This window comes from Lactobacillus sp. HBUAS51381 (assembly GCF_012641095.1).
In the GTDB taxonomy this organism is placed as follows: Bacteria; Bacillota; Bacilli; order Lactobacillales; family Lactobacillaceae; genus Levilactobacillus.
On the sequence record NZ_JAAVSC010000009.1, the window covers coordinates 46213 to 71186 of the forward strand.

Sequence of the window (24974 nt, forward strand, 5' to 3'; positions counted from 1 at the left end):
GAGTTGCCTTACCTACCAAAAAAGACTTACCGCCACCCGCAATTACTGGTGAACGATAAGTCTGTCACACATTAAGCCTTTTTTTGAATAATCTCACGGTCAATCAGGTTCTGCAAGATAAAGTGATACTGTTCCACATTACCCTTGGCGTGCGTCCCCTTGAAAATATTGATCCGGCGATTACCGGAGGCGTTGGTTGTCGACATCTTAAAGCCGCTGAGATCCTTCGCAACCACCACCCGCAACATTTGATTCCGGTTGTACGGCGACGTTGGGTCTACCGACCGTTCCAACGTGTAGTTGCCGGCGTTGGAGAGTTGGAACCCCACGTCCTTCAAGGCATAGGACTTCACTTTTGGATTCAATTCGTAAATATCCGGGTCGCCATCAACTTGCATTTGCTTTTCGAATAACATCCTACTTCACCTCACTGTGCTTCTTATTTAGTCGCTTGACGATGGCCGTCACGTTCTTGATGAACGCGTCGATCTCGTCACTGGTCGTCTGTTGGCCAAAGGATAGCCGAATGGACTCCGCGATCCGGGGACTCTTTTCGCCAAACATCGCCGTTAAGACGTGGGACGGTTCAATGGAACCGGCCGTGCAGGCGGAACCACCGGAAACGGCAATCCCAGCCAGGTCCAAATTGGTCTGCATCACGTACGTGGAGATCCCCTTGATCCAAATGTTCAGGACGTGATCGAGGTTTTCCCCCTCCAGCGACCCATTGACCGCAAAGTCCACGCCATTGGCAGTCAGGCCCTGAACGACCTGTTCCTTGAAGCCGTGGAAGCGGGCCCGCTTTTCGGCCTTGACCTCCGGCGTCAGGAGTTCGGCAGCCTTGGCAAAACCAGCGATAGCCGGGACATTTTCCGTGCCGGCACGGCGCTTTTCCTCCTGGTCGCCCCCCTTAATCAGGCTAGGGAAGTTGATGCCCTCACGTTTGTAAAGAAATCCGATCATCTTGGGACCGTTAATCTTGTGGGCCGACGTCGAGAGCATATCGATATGGTCGCGCTGAACATCAATATCCAGCAGGCCATACGTCTGCACGGCATCCGTGTGGAACCAGGCCTGATGATCCTTCAAGATCTCACCAATCTCGTGAATCGGCATCCGGCTCCCCACTTCGTTGTTGCCCATCATGATCGTCACGAGGATCGTATCGTCTCGCAGTGCGGCCTTGAAGTCATCCAGGCTGATCCGCCCGTGTTCGTCGACCGGCAGATAGGTCACGTCAAACCCCTGTTCTTCGAGGGCGTGGAGCGGTTTTAGGACCGCCTCATGTTCAATCGCCGTGGTAATAATGTGCTTGCCCAAAGACTGCCGGGCATGGGCAGTCTGCGTAATGGCCGTGTTATCGCCCTCACTACCGCCACTGGTAAAAATAATTTCCTCGTCACTGGCCGCGTTGATACTGTTGGCAATGACCTGCCGGCTGTTTTCCATCACGGTGTGGGCTTGCCGGCCCAGGCCATACAGCGTGGAGGCATTTCCGTACACGTTGGCCATTTTGTCGGTCATCTCCGCCAAGACCTCTGGGGCCATTGGCGTCGTCGCGGCGTTATCCAGGTAAATTTCCTGAACGGCGTGACTGTTATCAATATGAATCTCTTTCACCCTAAAAACCTCCTGAACGGCCGAGTTAGTCTTGTGCGGCTAACAGGGCTAATAACATCTGTGCAGAACGGTGTCCCGCATCAATAATAAAATCATCAAAGTTAACACCGGAATCGTTGTCGGCATTATCGGACATCGCCCGCACCACGACATAAGGCACCTCAAATTGGTGGGCAACCTGACCGACTGCGGCCCCTTCCATTTCACCGGATAAGGCATCCGGGAAGTGACCCATGATGGCCTTGATTGTTTCTGGGCTATTCAAGAATTGATCACCAGAGACGATCAAGCCCAGCTTCGTCGTCAAACCGGTATCGGCCGCGGCGGCCACAATCTTTTCGCCCCATTCCTTCGAAGCGGTAAACCGAGCCGGTTGTTGAGGTAATTGACCGTATGCGTAACCAAAGGCCCGGGCATCGGCATCGTGGTAGGCCGTTTCCGTCGAGACCACGACATCCCCAATGTTCAGATCGGGCGCCAAGGCACCGGCAGAACCAGAGTTAATCACCAGATCCACGTTGAACTGGGTAATCAGTAAAGCAGTCGTTAAACCAGCCTCAACTTTACCAATCCCGGAACGAACCAGCACAACGGCTTGACCACTAATGGTTCCTTCGTAAAATTCAAGACCGTGGATGTCGGTGGTCTTAGCGTCTTGTAACGCATCGTGTAGTTCCTTGATTTCTTCTTCCATGGCGCAAAGAATTCCAAATGTCATGTGGGTTGTCGCTCCTTAAAATTTTTAAAATTGCTGAAAATACCAGTGGTCAGCCGCCTAGTCACGCCCGCCACTCAACGACTCTCAGCTAAATTAGTGCACAAAAAACAAAATTAGATAGACTACGATTATCAGGGCACTTAACCAAAAAATCGCCCAATTGAGGCGATGACCCAGCCGCTTTTGTTTCACTTCAGTTGGGCTGACCCGCTGATCCATGGGTGGTTCTTCGGTCGGTTCGTTGCCCTTGGGATTGCCGTGTTTTCGCGCATATTCCTTTTCGACTTGAACCCGTTTGCGGTCGCGCTCCTGAAAGTCCTTTTCAGCCTGCTCTTGTTCCCGCCGATAATCCGCTCTGGTCTTGGGCGGTTCGTTATGATCTTGCCAATCATCGTTCATTGCTGTCACCTACTTCTGCAATAGCCAGTAATAGATGGCCGTAATCGTCTTGGCGTCATTAATCTCGCCGCTCGCAATCATGGCCTGTGCTTCCTGCTTCGTGACCGTCAAAAGCTCCAAGTTTTCGCCGCGGTCACGGGGTAACTTCGTCGTCACGGGTTTTAAATCCGTAGCCAGAAACAATGTCATATATTCGTCGGAGAATCCTACGCTAGAGTAAAATCCAGTAATTCGTTTTAACTGACCCGGTTGGTAGCGGATCTCTTCGTTCAACTCGCGAATCACCGCGTGTTCGACGTTATCGGCATCCCGGCTGTCTAGCTTGCCAGCTGGAATCTCCAATGTCGCAGCGGCGATAGGTGCCCGCCATTGCCGTTCCAAAATCATCTTATGATCGTCGGTTAACGCTAGAATCCCCACGGCTCCCGCGTGCCGCACAATCTCTCTGGTCGCGGTATCGCCGTTGGGTAGCCGAACACTCTGTCGTTCTAATTTCACAATCACACCGTCATAGAGTTCCTCGGTGGATTCAACGTGTTCTTCTAAATCCATGTTAAACCTCCTCCGTGGTCCCCGTGACAACGGGCGTCACCTTAGCTGCCTGTGGCCCACGAATCCCTTGGACAATCACGAATTGCACGGTTTGGCCGGGTTCCAGCTTACGAAAGCCTTCGCCTTCACCGATAATGCCCGTGTAGTACACGAAGACATCTTCACCTTCTGGCGTGGTAATAAATCCAAAACCGCGTTGTTCACTGTAACTCTTTACTTTTCCGGTTAACATGGTATTCCCTCCCATACATAGTTCGAATTATACTCGCTTGACCGGTCGACCGCAAACGCGGGGGCTTGACCGTCGCGGATCACCGGCTCGTCCTGCAAAAAGGCGTGCTGTCCGGCCCTCACGCTTGGGTGAGGCTGGGCAGCACGCCTTAAATTTTAGCTTAGCTTAATGTGATCAAGACGACCGACTACTTCTCGTCAAAACCTTCCGTTGCCGTTTCGGGGAAGTTTTCCCGAACGATAGCGGCACAACGGGCACAGAAGTGAGGATAATCAGCATCGCTGCCGACATCTTCCTTGGTCAACCGGCAACGATCGCAGACCTCACCGGCAGCGGCGGTTACCTTCACGGCCAGGTGGTCAAAGGTCAACGCATCGGCTGGCGCTTGATCTAAGGCAGCAAAGTCTAGGCCGGAAACCAGCAAGATTTGTTGAACATTGATGTCCAGCTTATCCAACAGCGTCTTGGTCTGGTCGTCAACGTACAAGTCGAGGTGGGCTTCAGCGGCCTTCCCAATCAGCTTGGCATCCCGTGCTTCTTCCAACGCCTTCAAGACGTGGCTCCGCAACTTCATGAAGTGATCCCAAGCAGAATTTTCACCGCTATCTGCCACTTCATTGGCATCGTCCATGTCCAATACCTTTGGCATTTCGGCCAATTGAACGAAGTCTTCGGGTTCCTTCAAGAAGCCCCAGAGTTCTTCGGCCGTGTGTGGCAGGATTGGCGTGATGAGCTTGGTCAGACTAACGGCAATCTGATAGAAGACCGTTTGCATCGAGCGACGGGCCTTGCTGTCGGCGGCATCGATGTACAGAATGTCCTTGGCAAAGTCCAGGTAGAAGGCGGATAGGTCCGTCACGACAAAGTTGATCAATTCCTTGTAAATGTTCAGGAAGTCGAAGTTGTCGTAGTGGGCTTCCACACTCTTCGTAAATGCGTTGAGCTTGTAGAGCATGTGACGATCCACGGATGCTAATTGGTCAAAGGCCACGGCATCGGTCTTCGGATCGAAATCACTGGTGTTGGCCAACAAGTAACGCATGGTGTTCCGCAGCTTCTTGTAGCTGTCGGAAATCTTCACGAAGCCTTCAGTGGTGACCCGCACATCGGCTGAGGAATCCACGGAAGTGACCCAGAGGCGGACGATGTCGGCCCCCATCTTCTTGATGATTTCGTCCGGCGCAATTGTATTACCCAGTGACTTGGACATCTTGTGACCGTCTTTATCCAACGTAAACCCTTGGGAAACGACCTGCTTGTACGGTGCCTTGCCGGTGGCGGCAACGCTTGTGATCAGACTAGAGTTGAACCAACCACGGTACTGGTCGGACCCTTCCAGGTAAAGGTCGGCCGGGAAGTCCAGGTAATCGCGTTCGGCCAGCACCCCTTGGTGAGACGAACCGGAGTCGAACCAAACATCCATGATGTCGGTTTCCTTAGTGAACTCACCGTGAGGCGAATGTTCACTGGTAAAGCCTTCGGGCAACAGGTCCTTGGCTTCGCGTTTGAACCAGATGTTGGAGCCATACTTGCCGAATAGATCGGCCACGTGATCGACCGTCTCCGGCGTGATGATGGCTTCTCCGTCTTCACCATAGAAGATAGGCAGCGGTACACCCCAGACCCGTTGACGAGAAATAACCCAGTCGCCCCGGTCCTTAATCATGTTGGCCAAACGCCGTTGACCCCAGTCAGGTTGGAACTTCACGTCCTTCAACGTGGCTAGAATTTCATCACGAATCTTGTCCACGGATGCGAACCACTGTGGCGTTGCCCGGAAGATAACGGGCTTCTTGGTCCGCCAGTCAAAGGGATAACTGTGTTCGTAAGGCATGTACTTCAACAGCGCGTTGGCTGCCTTCAACTTGTCCAAGGCAATCTGGTTGGCATCGTCGTAGAAGACGCCATCGAAATCAGGACCGGCCTCGGCCGTCATGTAGCCTTGGTCGTTGACTGGTACGATGACGGGTAAATTGTACAACTTACCGACGTTAAAGTCGTCTTCCCCTAAACCGGGCGCGGTGTGCACCAGTCCGGTCCCAGAGTCGGTGGTGACGAAATCGCCCAACATCACGACCAGCTTCCGGTCGGCGATGAAGGGGTGTTGGGCAATAATGTTGTCCATGTCTTGCCCCATCACGGTCTTCAGCACTTTGACATCTTTCCAGCCAAAACGTTCGGCGTTCTCGGCCACTAATTCGTTGGCCAGGACAAACTTACGGTCTTCACCGGCGGGTTGAACGACGGCGTATTCGATACCGGCATCAATGGTAATCCCTTCAGAACCCGGAATGGTCCACGGCGTCGTGGTCCAAACCACCAGGTAGGTGTCGTCGTCTAGGACGCCCTTGCCGTCAATGACTTTTTCACCGTAAAAGGCGGATGGTGATGTCACATCGTGGTATTCCACTTCGGCTTCAGCCATTGCGGATTCGGAAGACCATGACCAGTACACAGGCTTCTTCCCCTTGTAGATCAGGCCACGCTTGGCCATTTCGCCAAAGACACGGACCTCGGCAGCTTCAAACTCTGGCTTCAACGTCAGGTACGGGTTGTCCCATTCGGCAGAAACACCCAACCGTTTGAAACCGTCACGCTGCAAGTTGACTTGCTTTAACGCATACTCGCGGCAAAGATCCCGGAAGTCAGCGGTCGACATCTTCTTCCGGTCGTAACCGGCCTTCGTCAATTGTTGTTCGATGGGCAGACCATGGGTATCCCAACCCGGAACGTAAGGTGCCCGGTAACCACTCATGGACTTGTAACGGACGATAATGTCCTTAGAAACCTTGTTCAGCGCATGGCCCATGTGAATGGGACCATTGGCATATGGCGGGCCATCGTGCAGAATAAACGTTGGCTTCCCCTCATTTAATTTTTGACGGGCTTCGTAAATCTTGTTTTCAGCCCAGACTTTTTGCCGTTCGACTTCTTTTACTGGCAAATTGCCACGCATTTTAAATTTGGTTTTACCCAAGTTTAACGTGTCTTTCACTCGCATACCGTCATTTCCTCCTTTATTTTACTGTCCTCACGGTTGGTGAACCGGTGAGCTCAAGCCGCTTCTGGCCTCAGCTCACCGGTCAACCGCACCGGATTTATCATCTATATTGTATTATCTTTCGCCTTACCGGGCAGTCCGCTAGACGCTGGAACGCCGTGGCCACGACTTGAAGCCACACAAGAACCGTGAGTCTTCAAGCTCGGGCTTATGCTAAGCTGACAGAAAAACACTGTCAACTAAGCATAACGACACGGCTGAGCATCTAGCGGACCGCCCTCACGGCTTAAACTGCGGTTATCATCCGCCACGATTGATCCCAGTTCAACTTAAACTTAACCAGACCAGCTCATCGAACCAGCGGCATCTCGACCGCCTACACAATCAGCTAGATACGACTGCAGCAGCCACTAACCTTAGACATACAAAAAACGACCTCGCCGCAAGGGACGAAATCGTTCGTGGTACCACCCAAATTCAGAAGACGGTTGACACCGTCTTCCCTCAACACACCGTATCGGGGTGTTCCGCCGTCGCTTACTGTTGGTTCAGCCACGGGACTTGGAGAATGATACCCACTAAACAGGTCGGATGTTAGCCTTCCACTATCGCTAACTCGCTGGTACCCTCTGCTTTAGTCGGCGGATTTCTCTGCCTTTTTATTTATTATCTTGGTCAAAATGCGGTTGATCGTTATCTGGGAAAATCACAACGGTCTCGCCATTATCATCATTCGTATCCGTCACCGGTGCTTCTTCCACTGGCGTTTCCGTCACGGGCGCTACCGGTTGTGGTTGCGATGCATCTGAGTTTACGCCTTGGGCCGGGTCGTTGTCAAGCCGGTCGCCGACGACCTTCTTGATTTCCTCGTAACTCGACATGGACCCTTCCTTCAACAGGCTGTCCCAGTCGTTGGACTTCACGACCTCCAACTGACTTTCCAGCATGACTTGCAGGCGTTGACGGAAGACCCGCGTACTCTTCTTCAAGTCATCGGTTTCGACGGCCAGCTTCTTGGCCCGTTTGGAAGCCTCATCCATGATCTGATTGCCCTTGTTCGTGGCCTCAGAAACAATATCAGAGCTTTGCTTCTGCGCCTCTCTGATAATGATTTCGGATTCCTTTTGAGAGTTGGCCTTCACTTTATCCGCCGCTTCTTGTGCCACCAGAATGGATTGGTTCAAGGAGTCCTTCAAGTCGTTAAAATACTTGAGTTTCTCGTTAGCTGCATCTAATTGTTCTTCTAACTCTTTGTTGTGGTTCAACGTAATTTGATAATCCTTAATCACTTGATCCAAGAAGTCGTTGACCTCATCAACGTTGTAACCACGCATCTTCGTGCCAAACTCTTTATTATGAATGTCTAATGGACTCAGTACCATTGTGTTCCCTCCGCATCTATTTCTTCAACACCGCTAGGGTGACCCGAATTTTTTCCTTTTTCGTCCGACCGGCAACCTCATCCAATCGAACCCGGCCAAATCCGCGTACGGACACAATGTCCGCAACGTCGAGTTCGTAATCCGGTTTGAGCGTTTCCGTCCAATTAACCCGCACGTGATTGCCCTCGATGAGTGCCTTCGCGCGGTGTCGCGACAAATGAAACCCGGTCCCCACGATGTTATCTAACCGTAGCGATGATAGGGTTGCCGATTCGGCCTCCCACTCATCGATTGGCTGAATCAACGCGGCAAAGTCACTGACGACTAATCGAGCCTTGACGCGGCCGATGTGATCGACCTGACTCGTTAAGTAGTCCGCCATGCCGGCTTCCGTGACCACTTGCCACACCTCGCCGTCAGTCAAAATGTCCCCTAAGATTTCTCTTTCAATCCCTGATCCCAGTAAGGTTCCGAGAATTTGGCTGTGGTGCAACGTGGCGAATTTCACCGGATAGTCCACCCGCAGTAAGGCTAAATCAAAGTCCTGAGGTTCGGGTTCATAGTAATCTGGGAAAAACAGCGCCCGTTGCATCTCCGCCAGCTGATGTCCCCCGCTGAATTGAACTTTCACATCGGCGCGGTGGGCCAACGTGGTGGCAATGTATACTTGCCGTGGGTTCAAGAAATGCGTGAGGACGGGCCGATATTCATCGGCCACCTGTTGGAGCCAGCCCCCAACGGCATCAATGAAGGATGCCTCGTCGGGCCGGAAATGTTGCATCACGTTCTCATCCACGTCTCAAGCCTCCCCTCGACGGATTAAACCAGCAGATTCAAAACAATGTATTGCAAGTATTGTAGCCCGTATTGGACTAAGGATAGGACGATAATGGCCACAACCGGGCCGAAACCTAAGGGTCCTACCGAAATGAAATTGAAGTAACTTAGAAATGGTTCGACCAGTCGACCAATTAATTGGCCCAATTTGGACTGGTAAGCCCCCGGTAACCAGCTCATTAACGCATAGACCACAATTAACAGGATGTATGCACTAACGGCCCAGCTGAGGACTTGAAAAATAAGATTCACTATCGTTAACAAGGCGTCGCTCCTTTACTTCGTAAACTGCGTTCCTAAATTAGCTGCGACGTCTCCGCTAACTTCAAAGTTATGCGGGGTGCACAGAAAGATCTGTTCACCAATCCGCTTAATTTCGCCGCCCACTGCAAATGCTGTTCCGTTAAGAAAATCCACAATCCGTTGCGCTTGAGTCTCGTCAACCCGAGCAAAGTTCACGATGACGGCATCGCCGCCCGTGAGTTGCTTGGCAATTGACTTGGCATCGGAGTAGATTCGCGGCTCACAAATGGCAATGTGGCTAGCATTGGGTTTTGCATTGCGCATGGCAACCACCTTTCGACTATCAACCGGCCGATTAGGGGGAGCTGGCGTTGGTTTCGCTACCGGAGCTGATTCAGGTTCCTGATAGTCTTCGTCATAATCATCGTTCACACCGAAAAATTTGCTAAGACTAAACTTCTCCGCCATGGTTGGCCACTCCTCTCATAACGATTCCTACCAGAATGGGATTACTTGCGCCGCCGCTTAAAGAATGGTGGCGTATCCTCACCCTTATTGCTGTCGTCAGCCGCATTATCACTGTTCGAGCTTGGGTTGAAAATGTTGAAATCTGGCTTGTCGACGCCCGCAAATTCATCACGGGATGAACTTGGTTTCGGTTCTGGGCGGTGAGCGGGTTCGCGAATGTCCCAATTGCCGAATGGATCCTTGTCGGTATCCTGCGTGGCTTGCTTGGTCGTGGCTTCGGCGTTCGTCGACTGACTGGCTTCACGCCGGGCAACGCGACTGTGTTGGGCTGCTTCACGTTCTTCTTTTTTCTTGTCGATTCCCGTGGCAATCACGGTGACTCGAACCTCATCGCCGAGTTCTTCGTCAATGGACGTCCCAAAGATAATGTTGACATCGCTGGTAGCAGCATCGGAAACAATCTGTGAAGCGGCTTGGGCTTCAAACAGGGACAGGTCCGGCCCACCCGTGATGTTCAGCAAGACTTGTTCGGCACCATCGATGGAAACTTCCAGCAACGGTGAGGAAATTGCCTTCTTGGTGGCATCTTCCGTCCGGTTTTCGCCGTTGGCAGACCCAATTCCCATTAAGGCAGCGCCCTGATCCTTCATGACGGTCTTCACATCGGCAAAGTCCAAGTTCACGTAGCCTGGGCTCGTGATCAGATCAGAAATCCCTTGAACCCCTTGACGTAGAACATTATCGGCTTCTTGGAAGGCTTCCATCATCGGCGTCTTCTTGTCGACAATTTCTAATAAACGGTTGTTGGCAATGACGATCAGCGTATCCACGCTTTCCTTCATTGCGGCAACCCCTTCAGCGGCAAACCGTGCCCGCCGGGGGCCTTCAAAACTAAATGGTCGGGTGACAACCCCAACCGTCAGTGCGCCGCTATCCTTGGCAATCTTAGCCACGATTGGGGCAGCCCCGTTACCGGTTCCCCCGCCCATGCCGGCGGTCACAAAGACCATGTCGGCACCGTCTAAGGCTTCCGTAATCTGTTCTTCGCTTTCTTCGGCCGCCTTGGCCCCCACTTCTGGGTTGGCCCCGGCACCGAGACCCTTGGTCAGCTTCGGCCCAAGTTGAATCTTGGTTTCAGCCTTTGAGGCTTCGAGGGCCTGAACATCGGTGTTGGCCACGATAAATTCGACACCCTTGACATCTTCGGTGATCATTCGGTTGACGGCGTTGTTACCCCCGCCTCCGACACCGATAACTTTGATATTCGCGCCGTGATTTTGCGCTGAATCTAGTGAGTATTCCATATTTGTGTATTCCTCCATCTCGCGTTAGTCGAAGAAGTCGCTAAAGAACTTCCGGAACCCGTCAGTTCGCTTTTTCTTTTGTTTTGGTTGTTTGGCCTTCGGCGTCTGAGCAGATTGGTTTGCCGCGTTATTCGCTGCCTCTTGTGCAGCCTCACGGGACCGAATCTCATCAGTTTCATCGGCTAGTTGGGTGGAGCCCGTCAAAGCACTCTTAATGAGCAAGTCAATCTCACTCAATCCCCCAAAGTATTTCACTAAAGCCAAGGCCAGCGTGAACGATGGGTGCCGAAGCCCCATTTGATCGGGCACGTAGACCCGTACGTTCGTCCCAAACGCATCCGTCGCCAAGTCAGTGATGCCTGGTAGTGCCGCGACACCACCGGTCAACACAATACCCCCCGGTAATTCTAAGGCTTGGACCTTGTCTAGGTTTGACCGTAATCGCTGGAAAATCTGATCGAGTCGCGCTTCAATGATTTCAGCTAAGTATTTTTCCGAAATCGGCGTTGGTTGGCTTTGACCAACAACGTCAACTGGAAATTCATCTTCGTCGCTTGCCTGCGTTGAGTCAGCGTAACCGTAATCACGCTTTAACTTCTCCGCACTGTCCAAAGACGTGTTCAGGACCACCGAAATATCCTTGGTGATGAACTGACCACCCTCCTGGTCGACATCAATGTATTTTAACTGATGATCGTGAATCACCGCGGCCGTCGACTGACCCCCGCCGAGATCCACCAAAATGGTCCCAAAATCTTGTTCACCATCGTTCATGACCATCATACCTTGAGCCATCGGGTTAATAACTGTTCCGCGCAGGTTAAGACCGGCCTGTTCCACAGCTTTGCGGGTATTGTGCATGATCGTCTTTGGTCCGGTAAACAGCGTCCCGTGAATCTCGAGGCGCACGCCCACCATGCCGCGGGGATCTTTAATCCCGTCAAAACCATCGACCACAAATTCGTCGGCTAAGATGTCAACGACCTCGCGTTCCGGTGGCAAGCTCTGAATCAAGGCAGCATTGGCCACCGTCTGAACGTCACGTCCGGTAATTTCGCGAGACTGATCGTCAATGGCAATCATCCCGCTACATGGTTCAATTTTTAACATATTTGCGGGAATTCCCACAATCACATCGTGAATTTCGATGCTGGCCTTCTCTTCGGCTTGTCGAACGGCGCGCTGAATCGCTTCAGCTGCCTTGTCAATATCCACGATTACGCCGCGGCTGACACCATTCGAACGTTCGTTTCCCACACCAATAACGTTCATTTGCCCTTTAACATTCTCAGCAACAATGACTTTTATTGAGGTGGTTCCTATATCGAGACCAACGTACATCCCTGAATTATCCATAGAAAAAGGAACCTCCTAAGTTAATCTAATATCAACACTGCATGAATTCGCTTTTTCCCCTAATTATTTTTCAGTTTACCACATTTACTAGGGGTTGAAAAAGCCTAATTGACGCTTTTTCACCGTTGCAATCAAAATGAATTATTTTGTAAAGGGGTACGAGTACGCCCCAACCTCCAAATTGACCACACCTTTTTGCTTCATCTTCGCCGCAATCCCGGGGTAATACGCCATTTTATGGGCAAAAGTTGGGATGCTGGCGTAGACTTCGTTCCCATCATTCATGAACAGATGAACCCGATTGGGATTGTCTTTATTCGGCGCATCATGAATTTCACTGATATTGCGCTTAATCTCCGAATCCAGCTGTGCATATTGCAAAATCATGCGGTGGAGCGTTTTTGCATTTTTAAAGCTGCCGTACACCGGCGTGCCACTCTTAGGTTGCGTGACCGATTGTTCACTAACAATACCATTTTCCAAGACCTCATAGTAACGATTCTGCTTCATCACGTAACCCGCAGTTGCGTATTCGGTCACCCGAACCGTGGCCTGATTGGGCCGTTTGAAGTGAATGGTCACCTTTTTCAGCCGTGAATTTCGCTGTGGGGCCCGTTGTTCCAAGCGTTGCGTATGCCCCAGTAGCTTAAAGATTGAATCACCCGGCCGTAACTGGATGGCCTGCTGAACCCGCTGGGCACTCAGCGCTTGGGTCCCGCGCACCGTTACGGATTGCAGATGACTGAGTGGCGAGATCAGGTAGACCATCGCCGCAATGACCACCGCAAAGCTGGTCAATAGGATCGTTAATCGACGGATCAGCTTCCGGTTACGCTGGTGCTTGAGTCGGGGAAGCTTGTCCCCAATTCGTTTGGCTTGATGAATCCATTTGGGTGCTTTAGCTTGCTTCCGCTGAGCCGCGGCCTTTCGCTGGTAGTTCTCCCAGGGCGTTAACGTTTCTTGTTGCTTCTTGTCGTTGCGGTTCAACCGAAACTTCACAGCCGCACACCTCCCACTTACTGGATTAGCGCGCTAGTCACGCTTGAGTGAAAGAACCACGTCCAAGACCCGGTCCGCGGCGTCGGGCACTCCCAATTGCTTGGAAGCGGACGCCATATCTTGCCGTAAAGCATCATCGGTCATTAACTGGTCCGCCTTGGTTACCAGCGTCTCTCCAGTCAGATCGGCTTCCTTGATGATCTCGGCGGCCCCCACGTTGGCTAACGAGCGGGCGTTCTTAGTCTGATGATCGGCCGTCACATAGGGACTCGGAATCAGGATGGATGGAATTCCATCAGCCGTGATTTCGGCAATGCTTGTGGCCCCGGCACGACCCACAATGGCCGCCACCTTCGGCAATACCTCTGGCATATTGGGAATGTAGGGTTTCACCACCACGTTGTCGCCAATGGTGGTGCCCTTGAGCTGTTCCATCACGCCATCATAACGTTTCTGCCCGGTGACAAAGACCACCTGATAGTCCCGCTGGCTAAAGGCTGGCATTGCCGCCACCGTTGCCGCGTTGATCTTCAATGCGCCTTGTGAGCCCCCAAAGATGAGTAACGTCGGCACATCATCCTTCAGATGATACGATTGCCAACTGAAGTCACTGACCACCTCGGCGGCCTCCTGGGCACGTGGATTCCCGGTCTTCACCATTTTGCTAGCGGGGAGTTGATCCAGCGCCGCATCGAAGACGTAGGCGATCCGGTCAACGTAACGGCTGAGAAACCGGTTAGTCACGCCCACCACACTATTTTGCTCATGGATCATCGTGGGGACGTGCAACCGACTGGCCGCGTAGACCACGGCCCCAGAGACGTAGCCACCGGTACCGACGACCACGTCAGGCTTGAAGTCTTTAATCATCCGTTTGGTCTCGTGAACACTCTTCATGAAAAGATAGAGCGTCTTGAAATTATCCAAGGACAAGGACCGTTTAAACCCCTGAATCTTCGTTGATTTAAAGGGAATGCCCTTAGCTGGTACAATGCTGCTTTCCAATCCCCGCTCGGAACCCACATAGAGCACCTGAGCGTCGGGATCGCGTTTCTTTAAGGCTTTAATAAGGGCCAGTGCCGGGTAAATATGCCCACCGGTACCGCCACCCGATACGATTAGTCGCATTTATTTTTCCTCCTGCTTACCCGTCAGCTTCTCCACGGCCTTGATAAAGCGATCGCCGCGGACCTCAAAGTTCGGATATTGATCCCAACTGGCATTGGCGGGCGACAAGAGAATGATGTCACCTGGATCGCTCAGTTGATAAGCTACCGGCACACCGGCTTCGGCATTCTCAACCATCTTGATGGTCTGAACGCCCGCCTGCTTAGCGGCGTCCTCCAGTAGCTTGGCTGTCTGACCAAAGAGCACGATGGCCTTGACGTGAGCCTTTAACGACGGGACCAGCTTCTCAAAGGTATACCCGCGATCCAAGCCCCCGGCCAGTAAAATGACCGGTGCCTTGAAGCCCTTTAAGGCCATTTCAGTGGCTTCCATATCGGTCGCCTTGGAATCGTTGTAGTATTGACGACCCTCGGCTTCCAACACGTACTGTGTCCGGTGACGAACGCCACCGAAGCTCTTTAAGACGCTGACAATGGCTGCGGTGCTGACACCCTTGATTTTAGCTACCGCAATCGCAGCCAAGGCGTTCTCAACGTTGTGATCACCAGGCACCTTAATCTCGCTGGCGGCCATAATCTTTTCACCACGGAAATAAAGCTCCCCATCAACTTCATAAGCCCCATCCTGCGACTGATTTAGCCGGGAAAATGGCACGACCTTAGCGGCTGATTGTTGACTGAGCTCCCGCCATTCGGGATTATCAAAGTTGACAACAAAGTAATCATCCGCCGTCTGATTGGCGGTAATCTTCATCTTGGCGGCCACATAGTTGGCCCGTGTCTTGTGATAATCCAAGTGATTCGAGAAGATATTGGTCAAGACCGCAATGTGGGGATGAAAGGTCGTGGTCCCCACGAGCATGAAGCTAGAGACTTCCAGCACCAACGTGTCGTCAGCCGTCACTTCTTGGGCAACCTTGCTGGCGGGAATCCCAATGTTTCCGGCATACACTGCCCGGCCAGCCGTCCGGTCATGATCCAACATCTTTTGGATCATGGTCGTCGTCGTGGTCTTCCCGTTACTGCCCGTTACCGCCACCAATTCGGCCTCGGCCACTTCGCTGGTTAGTTCCATCTCAGTAATGATGGGCAACTTTAGGGCTAGTGCCCGCTTCACAACGGGAACATCGTACGGAATTCCGGGATTCTTCACCATCAAATCGTAACCAGCATCCAGCAGATCCGGCGTCTGTTGGCCCAAGATCACCTTGAACCCGGCCGCTTCCAGCTCCTGAGCATCCTGATTCTTTTCCAGTGGTTGGACATCGCTAACGGTGACCTCAGCCCCCAAACGCTTTAATAATTTGGCCGCATTGGTTCCGCTCTTGGCCAAACCCAAGACCAAAACCTTTTTCCCTGCATATGTCGTGATCTGCTTCATAACACCGTTCGCTCTCCATTCGTTTCATGTTACTGATTTATTTTCACTATCACTTAATTGTCGCATGCCCGCGGTCGGTCACCCACCCATCACGTCACTCAACCGGTGAGACTATCTCGATTCCAAAAACCGACCATTCGGGCCTTAAATTTGGCACTACCTCTAGTTTATCAGGTTAGCCGACTTATCTCACTAAATCTGCCAAAATCTACACGAAATCTTCGATATTCAGCCCGTTCACCCGAAAATTAACGACCCTAAAAAAGGACTAGCCCCGCCCTAACGAGCAAGCTAGCCCATTAGTCGTCCGTCAATTGTTACTTAGCAAGAATCGTCCACACACCCGTTAACGCGGTAATTAAACCAATTCCCCAGAAGGTTAAGTCAATTTTCCATTCGCTCCAACCCTTCATTTCGAAGTGGTGGTGAATCGGACTCATCAGGAAGATTCGTTTACCCGTTAACTTGAATGAGGCAACTTGCAACATAACACTCGCCGTCTCAATCACAAAGATCAACCCAATCCACAGCAACGATAGTTCATGATGCAACAGGATGGAAACAGCCGCTAACGCGCCACCTAATGCCAACGAACCGGTGTCACCCATGAAAATCTTAGCGGGCTTGTGATTAAAGATGAGAAAACCGAGCAGACTGCCGACTACGGCAAAACAAAAGATAGCAATGTTTAATTGATGCTGTTGGTAGGCCACGATGCCGTAGGCCGTAAAGGCGATGCTGGCTAACCCACTGACCAGGCCGTCCAGTCCATCGGTCAAGTTCACGGCATTCGAGAACCCTACCAACCAAATGATAATGAAGACGGCGTACCAGCCACTCATGTGCCAATCGCCCAGTCCTGGGACGTGTAGCGCCATCGGCAATTGTTCGTGAGTGTACACCCAAAATAGAATCAACGCCCCGACAATTTGACCAAGGAGCTTCTGCCAAGCCTTTAGCCCTTCATTCTGACGGTGGAACAGCTTGATACTGTCATCCCACATCCCCAGTGCGCCGTACAACACCAGAATAAATAACAAAATCCAGGTCGTCGACAGGACGTGATGGGGCGCCAACGCCCAGCTCGTAACCAGAGTCATCACCACAATCGCGATAATGTAGAGCAAGCCCCCCATCGTCGGTGTTCCAGACTTCTTCTCGTGCCACGTTGGTCCCTCTTCACGAATCATCTGGCCTTCATGGCGCGCTCTAAAGTAGCGAATTAATGATGGCATAAAAGCCACGGTAATTATAAAACCACCCAGTAAGGGTAAACCAACATTCATCATTCTCTTTCTCAATCCTCGTTCTTATTTATTTTGTTTCAGTGTGACCGTTAACGTTGCGCCCGAGCCAACGGTGGTGCCGGCCTTGACGCTTTGCTTCGTCACGTAGCCATCACCCACGACCGCCAACTTAAGGTCCTCAATCTGAGCTAATTTTACCACATCACCCTTCGACCAGCCGGTTAAACTTGGCAGGGCAACCGTGCCCCCCGTACTCAAGAAGACTCGTTGATTCTGATACAGGGTGGTGCCGGCAGAAACGGATTGTTTGGTGACCTTCTGGCCGCTCCCCAACGTTGTGACGGTGGCACCGGCCTTACTCAACGCCGCAGACGCCGCAGTCAGCGACTTCCCGGTGACATCCGGCATCTTCGCCATCTTGGTCGTCTTGGCCTCGGTGTCCTCCTGAAGGGCCCGGGCCATGACCGGCTTCATGATCGAAGCCAGTAACTGCGTGGCGGTCTTACTGCCGAGGTGCGGCTGCTTCATGGTAATGTACATGACGTACTTCGGATTGCTAGCGGGTACCATGGCGGCCACGGAATAGAGGTAGTTGTCATCGCCCGACAGGTACCCCTTTCCGTTACTGACCTGAGCCGTCCCGGTCTTAACCGCAACGCGCTCACCACTCATCTTATAGTCACTCCCAATACCATAACTCTTATAGACGACATCTTCCATATGTTTCCGGACGGATTTCGCCGTGGCTGCTGAAATGGGATTACCCATGACTTTTGGTGAATACTGTTTGACCGTCTTATTGGTGTTTGGATCGGTAACCTTACTAATGACGTAGGGCTTCATCATTTTACCATTGTTGCTGACGGCCGTCAGGGCTTGGAGCATCTGGAAAACGGTGACCTGAATCCCTTGTCCAAACGCCGTGTCCGCCTGTTCAATTGGCCGCTGGAAGGCAATGCTTCCGCTCAGCTCACCGGGTAACCCCGAATTGGTACTCTTGAGGAAGCGGAAGCGATCAATGTACTTCTTCCAGGTCTTGGCGCCCATCTGTTGTTCCAAATGGGCCATGGCCACGTTACTAGACAACGCAAACCCTTTATTGTAGGTAATCGTTCCCCAACCAGACGTGTTCCAGTCAGGAACCGTTTGATTGCCAATCGCATACTTCCCGGATTGGTAGGTCGCGTTTCCGTTGTAGTTACCACTATCAATTGAGGAGGCCAGCGTAAAGACCTTCATGGTGGACCCTGGCTCGTAAGCATCTTGAACCAACGTGTCCCGCCAAATCTGATCGATGCCCTTCTTGGTCGTTGCGTTGAACGTCGGCCGTTGGGTGGCCGCCAAAATTGCCCCGGTCTTCGCGTTCATGAGTACCGCGTTCATCGAATTGGCTTTCACCTGACTCTGCACGCTACTCATTTCCGTTTCTAACAGGGTTTGCAGCCGTGTGTCCAGCGTGGTGTAGACGTTATCACCGTTTTTAGCCTTCTTCGACTTCTGCTGGGTTCCCGGTAACTGATAGCCGTACATATCCTTCTTAATCTTCTGCGACCCGTTTGTCCCGGTCAGTTGCTTATTAAAGGCCTGTTCAATCCCCATGGACCCGGTCAGCGTCGTCTGCCCATCACTGGTGGTCTTGGACTGGGCCAGCCCAATCAAGTGCGACGCAAACGTCCCGTTGGGGTACAGGCGAGATTCCTGCTGTATGAAGTTGACCCCACTGAGGTGTTCATTTTGAATCTTCTGCTTGGTGGTCAACGAGATATTCTGGCCAGCCGTCCCGAATTCAACCTGAAAGGGATTGCCTGTGCTGGGGTTGAGGATCTTTAGGGCCTTTTTACGACTAATTGGCAGATATTTTGCCAGCACCGTCGCAATCTTTTCCTTGTTCGTCGCATAGAGTTTTTGGCCGTCCACGCTCTTCTGCCGCTTATCTAACACAACATAGAGTGAGTAGACACTGGTGTCCTCGGCAATCGCCTGCCCGTTGGCATCATAAATCGTGCCCCGTTTGGCCTTCAAGGTTTCGTTCGCCGTATAGAGCTTCTGGGCGGAAGCACTCAGGTTGACGTTTTGAACCTTTTTCCCAATGGAAATATACGAAAAGCGACCAACGATGAGGATAAAAACCGCAATGAAAAGGAAAAACAGAAACTGGCCAACGTACTTCCGGTTCCTGCGGGGTTGCTTATTCATCATTTGTCGCTTATTAGGATCCTTCATTATTTGTTAACATTCCTTATACGGTCATTCTGAAGAGATAGACCTTGCTTTTTAGCAATTTTATCAAGTCGACTCCGACTCTGCAACTCATTTATTTGTTGTTGTTTGTTGGTATTACGATTGGTGTAGGTGGTCACGGCGCTGTTGATACTCTGGAGCTCATGTTGCGTATTGCTCAACGAAATTTTGGTGGACACAACACAGACCATCAACACGGCCAAAACTAAGCCGCACACGGTCATCAAGCACTTTTCAAATTTAGAAACGGGTAGCTTCTGGCTATTGGGACTGCCTTGAGGTTGAACCTCAGGCTGCGCTTGCCGTTGCGGTTGTTCTATGTTGGGGCGTTGTTGGGGTTCCTGTGTGAGCGGAACGGCTTCAGCTAAATTATTTTGCGCCATAATCGATCATCTTCCTATGTCAATATTTAGTGATTATTAGACTATTTAACTTTTTCTAAAACGCGAAGCTTGGCACTGTGGGCCCGGTGATTAGCGGCTAACTCTTCTTCCGAAGGCGTAATGGGTTTGCGGTTAACGAGCTTGTAATCCGGTTGCAAGTTGTCCGGAATCACCGGAATCCCGTGGGGAAGTTCTGGTAACGATGAACGTTCACGGAACATGGTCTTCACTAACCGATCTTCCAATGATTGGAAGGTAATCACGCTCACCCGTCCGTGTAAGGCCAACAGGTCAATTGCCTGTTCCAGGGAGTCCTCTAAGGCCCCCAGTTCGTCGTTTACGGCGATTCGAATCGCCTGAAAGACCTTCTTAGCAGGGTGTCCACCGTGGCGGCGTGCCGCTGCGGGAATCCCCTCTTTAATAATATCGACCAACTGACCCGTGGTGTCGATGGGGGCCGTTGCTCGATGACGTTCAATGGCCCGAGCGATGGGCTTGGCAAACTTCTCTTCACCGTAACGATGGAAGATGCGCATCAAGTCGTTAAAGTCCCACTCGTTAACCACGATCCACGCGGTCAACTTTGCACTTTGATCCATCCGCATATCTAAGGGTGCGTCGTGTTGGTAGCTAAATCCCCGATCGGCTTCGTCAAATTGGGGCGAAGAAACACCGAGGTCGTAAAGAATGCCATCGACCTCGGTGATGTTCCGGGCGTTGAGTTCTTCTTTGATTTGGCGGAAGTTGCTCTTGATAAAAGTCAACTTTCCGGCATCAATGTATTTTTTTAAATGTTCTTGATTATAAGTAATTGCGGTCTGATCTTGGTCAAACGCGTAAAGGTGGCCAGTCGTTAACTGTTCTAAGATGTGTTGGCTGTGGCCGCCACCACCGAGAGTGCAGTCAACGTAGATGCCTGTTGGCTTAATGGCTAACCCCGCCACTGCTTCGTTTAACAGAACCGTTACATGATGAAAGTCTTCCATGAACACTCTCCCTTCCTGAGTTACATCCCAAAGTCGATTAAATTTTCGGCAATATCGTCGAAATCTTCTTCGGCGGCGGTGGAAAATTGCGTCCACCGTTCTTGACTCCAAATTTCAAAGCGGTTCGCCACGCCCACGATGACACACTGTTTGGTCAACGCGGCGTGCTCTTGTAAAGACTTGGGCAAGTTGATTCGGCCCTGTTTGTCCAACTCACACTCCGTGGCTGCGGAGTAGAAGAAACGGACAAATGCCCGGGCATCCTTACGATTAACTGGCAAGGCTTTCAATTTTTCTTGCAGGGCTGACCACTCGGACATGGGGTAGCCGAATAAACACCCATCCATGCCGCGGGTCACCACAAATTGTTCGCCTAGCTGCTCCCGAAATTTTGCGGGAATAATGAGCCGGCCCTTGGTATCGATTGAATGTTCAAATTCGCCCATGAACATGGCCATTACCCCCTATTTGTAACTATTGTCAAGTTTACCACATGCCCCCACTTTCTACCACAACGTTTCCGAATTTTTATAAATTTCCCCACAAAGCCTAAAAAAGCCGCGGCGAACATTTGTTCACCGCGGCTGAAAGCCCTTCATATTTCACCAAAAAACCGGTTCAATAATCAAAATTATTAATATTTATGCATTAACTAACTAATTACAAGTAAAAAGCAACTCACAAAGCCCAGCAACCAATACAGGTCCGTTAACCGCCAAAAGGTCTTGAAGAAACTGGGATACAAAATCTCATGGTTCCGAATTACTTGCATCAAAGTGACCACGATCCCAATCACCATCCAGCCAATCACTAACCATGGCATGATGGTCCCGGCCCCCGCTGGAATCAAGATGAGCGCGCACAATAAGAAGAGTGGTGCCATCAGATCCCAAGTGCTCAGCCAAGCCGGCCAACGTCGCCGTAGCAAGCCCTTGGCGCCACGGATAAGCAAGAACCCAATCGCCAGTATGGCCAGTTGCCCGCCTGGCGATGTCCAAAACATCATGTTACTTCCCCCCACTGCTAGTCTTCGTTATATTATAGAGATTTCGTGAGGGAGTTGCAATCGCGTTTTGTAACAACTCCTTGACAAGTTGGCCGAACCTGTTGCATTTCCACCGGTGCCACGGTAAACTAGTTGAGTAAATTGGACGTAAAGAGGTGGCTATTCACGTATGGAAAAGAAAAAGAAATCAACATTTCAAAAGATTCTCAACGTTTTTGTTTGGATTATGATCATTGCAACGATTGGGTCACTTGTTTTCGGTGCCCTCACCGTCTTTATGAACTAAATCACACTTACAAGGTAGATTGCACGATAGCTTAAGTACTGTGCGCATCTGCCTTTTAATTTTGCATAATATCCACATAGCGTGGTCTTGCTCTCATTCTGTCAGTTAATGGCTCTTTTAATCATGCGGTCCCCTCTCCCGTTGAACAATAAGTCAAGTCAACTAATTAACCTGAGACTGACGGCGCAAAAACTAGCTCAATTTTCAGCTCACCCGCAATTACGGCCGCGGACAGTCACCCATAACCTATATCGCTAACGGTGAAGCGTCTTAAAAATCCGATGAATCGTCATAACGTGCTCCTCAATCATTAGACTTCTCGTCTAACTCTTGGGGAGCACGTCAACGTTCATCGGATTTTTTAGTGACAACGTGTTAAGGCCGCCAACTGTTGATCAACGGCTTGACGACTAGGTACCGTCTTGTCGACCAGTTCCAGCAGCTGCCGGCTGGTCTCGGTCACCATCGTTTCCAAACGACTCGTCGTTAATGTCGCATACACATTTAGCAACATCTGTAAGCTTTGAAAGTCTGCTCGCCACTGCACATCTCGTTGTGGATTAGCCAACAACGTCAGCGTTAAGCGCTGAATATTCTGAATAGTTTGCGCACGGGTCCGGCGCTTACGCCGGCACTGTCGTACGATTGGCAAGCTCACTAGTCCAAGAAGAATGATGAGCTCACAAACGGCTTTGATCCAATTGGTCCACATCCCCAATGCCATCGAAAAAGCCTCCCCCCCATTTAGTTAATAGGATACACCCATTAACCGTATTCGCCAACAATTTCGACGTTCAGGAGGAGACTTAGTTAGGTAACTTACTGCGTAAAAGGACGTCCAATCAATCCCACAACTAGTCAGAGGTCTCTGGCTGGTCAGTCGGCTTATCCGGTTGTTTATAGACCTGACGCGGCTTGCTGCCCTCTTGGGGACCAATATAACCACGCTGCTCCAGATCATCCATGATCCGCGCTGCTCGATTATACCCGATGCGGAAACGCCGTTGTAACAGCGATGTGCTAGCCTTCTGCTGCTCCACGACGAATTTCAGGGCATCATCGAACAGTTCATCATCACTGTCACCGGCCTCTTCTTGCTGGATTTCCTCATCACTCACCATCATGTCCTCATCGTAATCGGCCGTCTGCTGTTGCTTGATGAAGTCCACCACGTTGGCGACATCCTCATCCGGAATAAAGGCGCCCTGAACACGAACGGGCGAGTTAGCATCTACGGGTTGGTAGAGCATATCCCCACGTCCCAGAAGCTTTTCTGCCCCGTTGGTATCCAGAATTGTGCGTGAATCAATCCCACTGGACACGGCAAAGGCAATCCGAGACGGCACATTGGCCTTAATCAGACCGGTGATGACGTCAACGGATGGGCGCTGCGTGGCCAGAATCATGTGAACACCGGCGGCACGACCCATCTGGGCCAATCGGATAATCGCATCTTCAACTTCACTAGAAACCGTCATCATCAAGTCGGCCAATTCATCGACGACCACCACAATGTAGGGTAAGGTCGGCCGCGCCTGGTCATCCTCGGCGTTAGCCTTCTGTACAAAGGCGTTGTATCCGGAGATCTTTCGTTGCCCAAACTGTGAAAACAGCTCGTAGCGCCGTTCCATTTCGGCGACAACCTTATGTAGCGCTCGGGCCGCCTTCTTGGGTTCCGAAACGACCGGTGTCAGCAAATGCGGAATCCCATTGTAGACGCTTAATTCAACCTTCTTCGGATCAATCAACATGAGCTTGACCTGATCGGGTCGGGCGTTCATTAAAATACTGGTAATAATGCCATTGATGGCCACGGACTTACCACTCCCGGTCGCACCGGCAATCAGTAAATGGGGCATCTTGGTCAAATCCATGCTGACGACCTGCCCCGTCACGTTGCGTCCCAGTGGTACTTGTAACGGTTTATTGGGGTGTGGCGGCTGGGCCTCCACCACATCACGAAAGGCCACGGTGGAGACCTCCTTGTTGGGAACTTCAATCCCAATTAACGACTTGCCGGGAATCGGCGCTTGAATCCGAATGCCCTTGGCCGCTAACGCCAGTGCCAAATCATCGGCCAAATTCACAATTCGGGATACCTTGACCCCGATGGCTGGATGAAGTTCATACTCCGTCACGGAAGGTCCCAGACTGACGTTCTTGACTTCGGCATCGACGCCAAAACTGTCGAGCGTTTGCTTGAGAATCTTCGTGTTGGCATCAATCGCGTTCACTTCGTCGGTCTGATCGGTCGGCGGTACCTGTTTGAGCAGATCGGCCGTCGGTAATTGATAGTTCGGATCGACCGGCGTGCTGTTAACCAGCGCCGCATCAGCATCCTCAGCCGGTTCCGTTGTCGCGGCGGCGTGACTTGACGCCTTGGGCTGTTCATTTGCTGCCACCGTAATGTGGTAACTGGGCTCCTGACTAGCTGGCTTGGCCGTGGCCACGGGGTCCGGTAAGTCTTTGTCATCCGGATCAAGCGGGGTTACTGACTTCGTCGCCTTCACGGGTTTGGCCGTCTCACGCTTAGCACGCAGGTCCTTGGCCTTTTCATTTCCCCGCTTCAGGGCATCACCACTGGCTTGGACGCCGTGATGCAGCGTCTGCCCGATGGTCTGTACCCAGTGTTGAATCGTCGCAAACGGGATCTGGAAGAAGACAATGACGCCCCCCAACATGAGTAGCCAGGCCGCGACTTGAGCGCCCACCAGCGCGATTAACCACGCCACAATGCTGAGCTCAAAGGCCCCTATGGCCCCACCACCCAGCTGAGCAGTCAGCCCACCACTCCAGAAGTCGGCGAGACCGGCCTGCCAAGTGGTTGCCAAAAACTGACTGTGCTGATCGATTTCAATAAAGTGATTGGCCGTAATCCACAGGAGCCAGCCCCCGTAGATCAGGCCGCCCCCGATCCAATAATGACGGGCCAATTGCGGTAACACCCCGGTCACGGCTAGGGCGGCCCCTAGCGCACCAATCAAGACGAGACCGAATTGGTAGGTGTCGCCAATCACGAGCCGAATTAAATTGGCCCATAACGTTCCCAGCAGGCCAAGATTAAAGAGTCCCAGCGCGGCTAGAGCCAAAAGCACGAGGCCAATCACGTTACTGGTATAGGGAAACGGCTGCTTTTTCGTCGTCCGCCGTTTCGTTGGTTTGCGTTTAGTTGGCCGCCGTCGCGATGTTTTTCGTTTCGTAGCCAA

The 24974-nt window shown here is 51.6% G+C and carries 25 protein-coding genes; 1 reads left to right on the top strand and 24 read right to left on the bottom strand.

From position 1 onward, the window contains the following. Positions 1-71: 71 nt before the first annotated feature. The 22 genes from HEQ50_RS04825 to HEQ50_RS04930 form a co-directional block, all read right to left on the bottom strand. Entirely contained in the window at positions 72-416 is a 345-nt protein-coding gene (locus HEQ50_RS04825) for a DUF1831 domain-containing protein (RefSeq protein ID WP_168899393.1), read from the bottom strand. 1 nt (position 417) lies between these two features. Continuing rightward, positions 418-1548, bottom strand: a complete 1131-nt coding sequence (locus HEQ50_RS04830) for a cysteine desulfurase family protein (protein ID WP_232842682.1) — start codon at positions 1546-1548, stop codon at positions 418-420. Positions 1549-1645: 97 nt separating this feature from the next. After that, positions 1646-2338 carry a 5'-methylthioadenosine/adenosylhomocysteine nucleosidase gene (locus HEQ50_RS04835; RefSeq protein ID WP_168899395.1) on the bottom strand — a complete coding sequence of 231 codons (693 nt, stop codon included), beginning with the start codon at positions 2336-2338 and terminating at the stop codon, positions 1646-1648. A gap of 93 nt (positions 2339-2431) precedes the next feature. Further along, positions 2432-2737: a hypothetical protein gene (locus HEQ50_RS04840; RefSeq protein WP_168899396.1), complete on the bottom strand. Its 306-nt coding sequence runs from the start codon at positions 2735-2737 to the stop codon at positions 2432-2434. A 9-nt stretch (positions 2738-2746) separates the two neighbouring features. After that, positions 2747-3289, bottom strand: coding sequence for an NUDIX hydrolase (locus HEQ50_RS04845; RefSeq protein WP_168899397.1), 543 nt, complete (start codon positions 3287-3289; stop codon positions 2747-2749). 1 nt (position 3290) lies between these two features. Further along, complete coding sequence (locus HEQ50_RS04850; protein ID WP_168899398.1) at positions 3291-3521, bottom strand: cold-shock protein; 231 nt, start codon at positions 3519-3521, stop codon at positions 3291-3293. Positions 3522-3708: 187 nt separating this feature from the next. Beyond that, the gene (gene ileS, locus HEQ50_RS04855) at positions 3709-6522 is read right to left on the bottom strand and encodes an isoleucine--tRNA ligase (RefSeq protein WP_168899399.1); all 2814 of its coding nucleotides are present in this window, start codon (positions 6520-6522) and stop codon (positions 3709-3711) included. 659 nt (positions 6523-7181) lie between these two features. Then, positions 7182-7904, bottom strand: coding sequence for a DivIVA domain-containing protein (locus HEQ50_RS04860; protein ID WP_168899400.1), 723 nt, complete (start codon positions 7902-7904; stop codon positions 7182-7184). A gap of 16 nt (positions 7905-7920) precedes the next feature. Beyond that, positions 7921-8700, bottom strand: coding sequence for an RNA-binding protein (locus tag HEQ50_RS04865; protein WP_168899401.1), 780 nt, complete (start codon positions 8698-8700; stop codon positions 7921-7923). Positions 8701-8723: 23 nt separating this feature from the next. Further along, positions 8724-9005, bottom strand: a complete 282-nt coding sequence (locus tag HEQ50_RS04870) for a YggT family protein (protein ID WP_168899402.1) — start codon at positions 9003-9005, stop codon at positions 8724-8726. A gap of 12 nt (positions 9006-9017) precedes the next feature. Further along, on the bottom strand, positions 9018-9452 hold the full coding sequence (locus HEQ50_RS04875) for a cell division protein SepF (protein WP_168899403.1): 435 nt from the start codon (positions 9450-9452) through the stop codon (positions 9018-9020). A 41-nt stretch (positions 9453-9493) separates the two neighbouring features. Beyond that, the gene (gene ftsZ, locus HEQ50_RS04880; RefSeq protein WP_168899404.1) at positions 9494-10756 is read right to left on the bottom strand and encodes a cell division protein FtsZ; all 1263 of its coding nucleotides are present in this window, start codon (positions 10754-10756) and stop codon (positions 9494-9496) included. 24 nt (positions 10757-10780) lie between these two features. Beyond that, positions 10781-12112, bottom strand: a complete 1332-nt coding sequence (gene ftsA, locus HEQ50_RS04885) for a cell division protein FtsA (RefSeq protein ID WP_168899405.1) — start codon at positions 12110-12112, stop codon at positions 10781-10783. Between the two features lie 141 nt (positions 12113-12253). After that, a complete protein-coding gene (locus HEQ50_RS04890; RefSeq protein ID WP_168899406.1) occupies positions 12254-13111 on the bottom strand; it encodes a cell division protein FtsQ/DivIB in 858 nt (285 codons plus the stop codon). 33 nt (positions 13112-13144) lie between these two features. Next, positions 13145-14239, bottom strand: coding sequence for an undecaprenyldiphospho-muramoylpentapeptide beta-N-acetylglucosaminyltransferase (murG, locus tag HEQ50_RS04895; protein ID WP_168899407.1), 1095 nt, complete (start codon positions 14237-14239; stop codon positions 13145-13147). After that, complete coding sequence (gene murD / locus HEQ50_RS04900; RefSeq protein ID WP_168899408.1) at positions 14240-15619, bottom strand: UDP-N-acetylmuramoyl-L-alanine--D-glutamate ligase; 1380 nt, start codon at positions 15617-15619, stop codon at positions 14240-14242. Positions 15620-15936: 317 nt separating this feature from the next. Then, complete coding sequence (gene mraY / locus HEQ50_RS04905) at positions 15937-16908, bottom strand: phospho-N-acetylmuramoyl-pentapeptide-transferase (RefSeq protein WP_168899409.1); 972 nt, start codon at positions 16906-16908, stop codon at positions 15937-15939. A 21-nt stretch (positions 16909-16929) separates the two neighbouring features. Further along, a complete protein-coding gene (locus tag HEQ50_RS04910) occupies positions 16930-19089 on the bottom strand; it encodes a penicillin-binding transpeptidase domain-containing protein (protein WP_168899410.1) in 2160 nt (719 codons plus the stop codon). Continuing rightward, positions 19089-19490, bottom strand: coding sequence for a cell division protein FtsL (gene ftsL, locus HEQ50_RS04915; protein ID WP_168899411.1), 402 nt, complete (start codon positions 19488-19490; stop codon positions 19089-19091). The genes HEQ50_RS04910 and ftsL overlap by 1 nt, the downstream gene beginning before the upstream one ends. A 41-nt stretch (positions 19491-19531) precedes the next feature. After that, positions 19532-20476: a 16S rRNA (cytosine(1402)-N(4))-methyltransferase RsmH gene (gene rsmH / locus HEQ50_RS04920; protein WP_168899412.1), complete on the bottom strand. Its 945-nt coding sequence runs from the start codon at positions 20474-20476 to the stop codon at positions 19532-19534. Between the two features lie 20 nt (positions 20477-20496). Then, positions 20497-20928: a division/cell wall cluster transcriptional repressor MraZ gene (gene mraZ, locus HEQ50_RS04925; protein ID WP_168899413.1), complete on the bottom strand. Its 432-nt coding sequence runs from the start codon at positions 20926-20928 to the stop codon at positions 20497-20499. Between the two features lie 200 nt (positions 20929-21128). Beyond that, positions 21129-21482, bottom strand: coding sequence for a DUF3397 family protein (locus tag HEQ50_RS04930; RefSeq protein WP_168899414.1), 354 nt, complete (start codon positions 21480-21482; stop codon positions 21129-21131). Positions 21483-21651: 169 nt separating this feature from the next. Here HEQ50_RS04930 and HEQ50_RS04935 point away from each other — a divergent pair, with 169 nt between their 5' ends. Further along, positions 21652-21768 (top strand): DUF4044 domain-containing protein, encoded by a 117-nt coding sequence (locus HEQ50_RS04935; RefSeq protein ID WP_083478135.1) that lies wholly within the window; start codon positions 21652-21654, stop codon positions 21766-21768. 361 nt (positions 21769-22129) lie between these two features. Here the strand turns inward: HEQ50_RS04935 and HEQ50_RS04940 are convergent, their stop codons facing one another. Then, positions 22130-22492, bottom strand: a complete 363-nt coding sequence (locus HEQ50_RS04940; RefSeq protein ID WP_168899415.1) for a hypothetical protein — start codon at positions 22490-22492, stop codon at positions 22130-22132. A 130-nt stretch (positions 22493-22622) separates the two neighbouring features. Then, on the bottom strand, positions 22623-24974 hold the full coding sequence (locus HEQ50_RS04945; protein ID WP_168899416.1) for a DNA translocase FtsK: 2352 nt from the start codon (positions 24972-24974) through the stop codon (positions 22623-22625).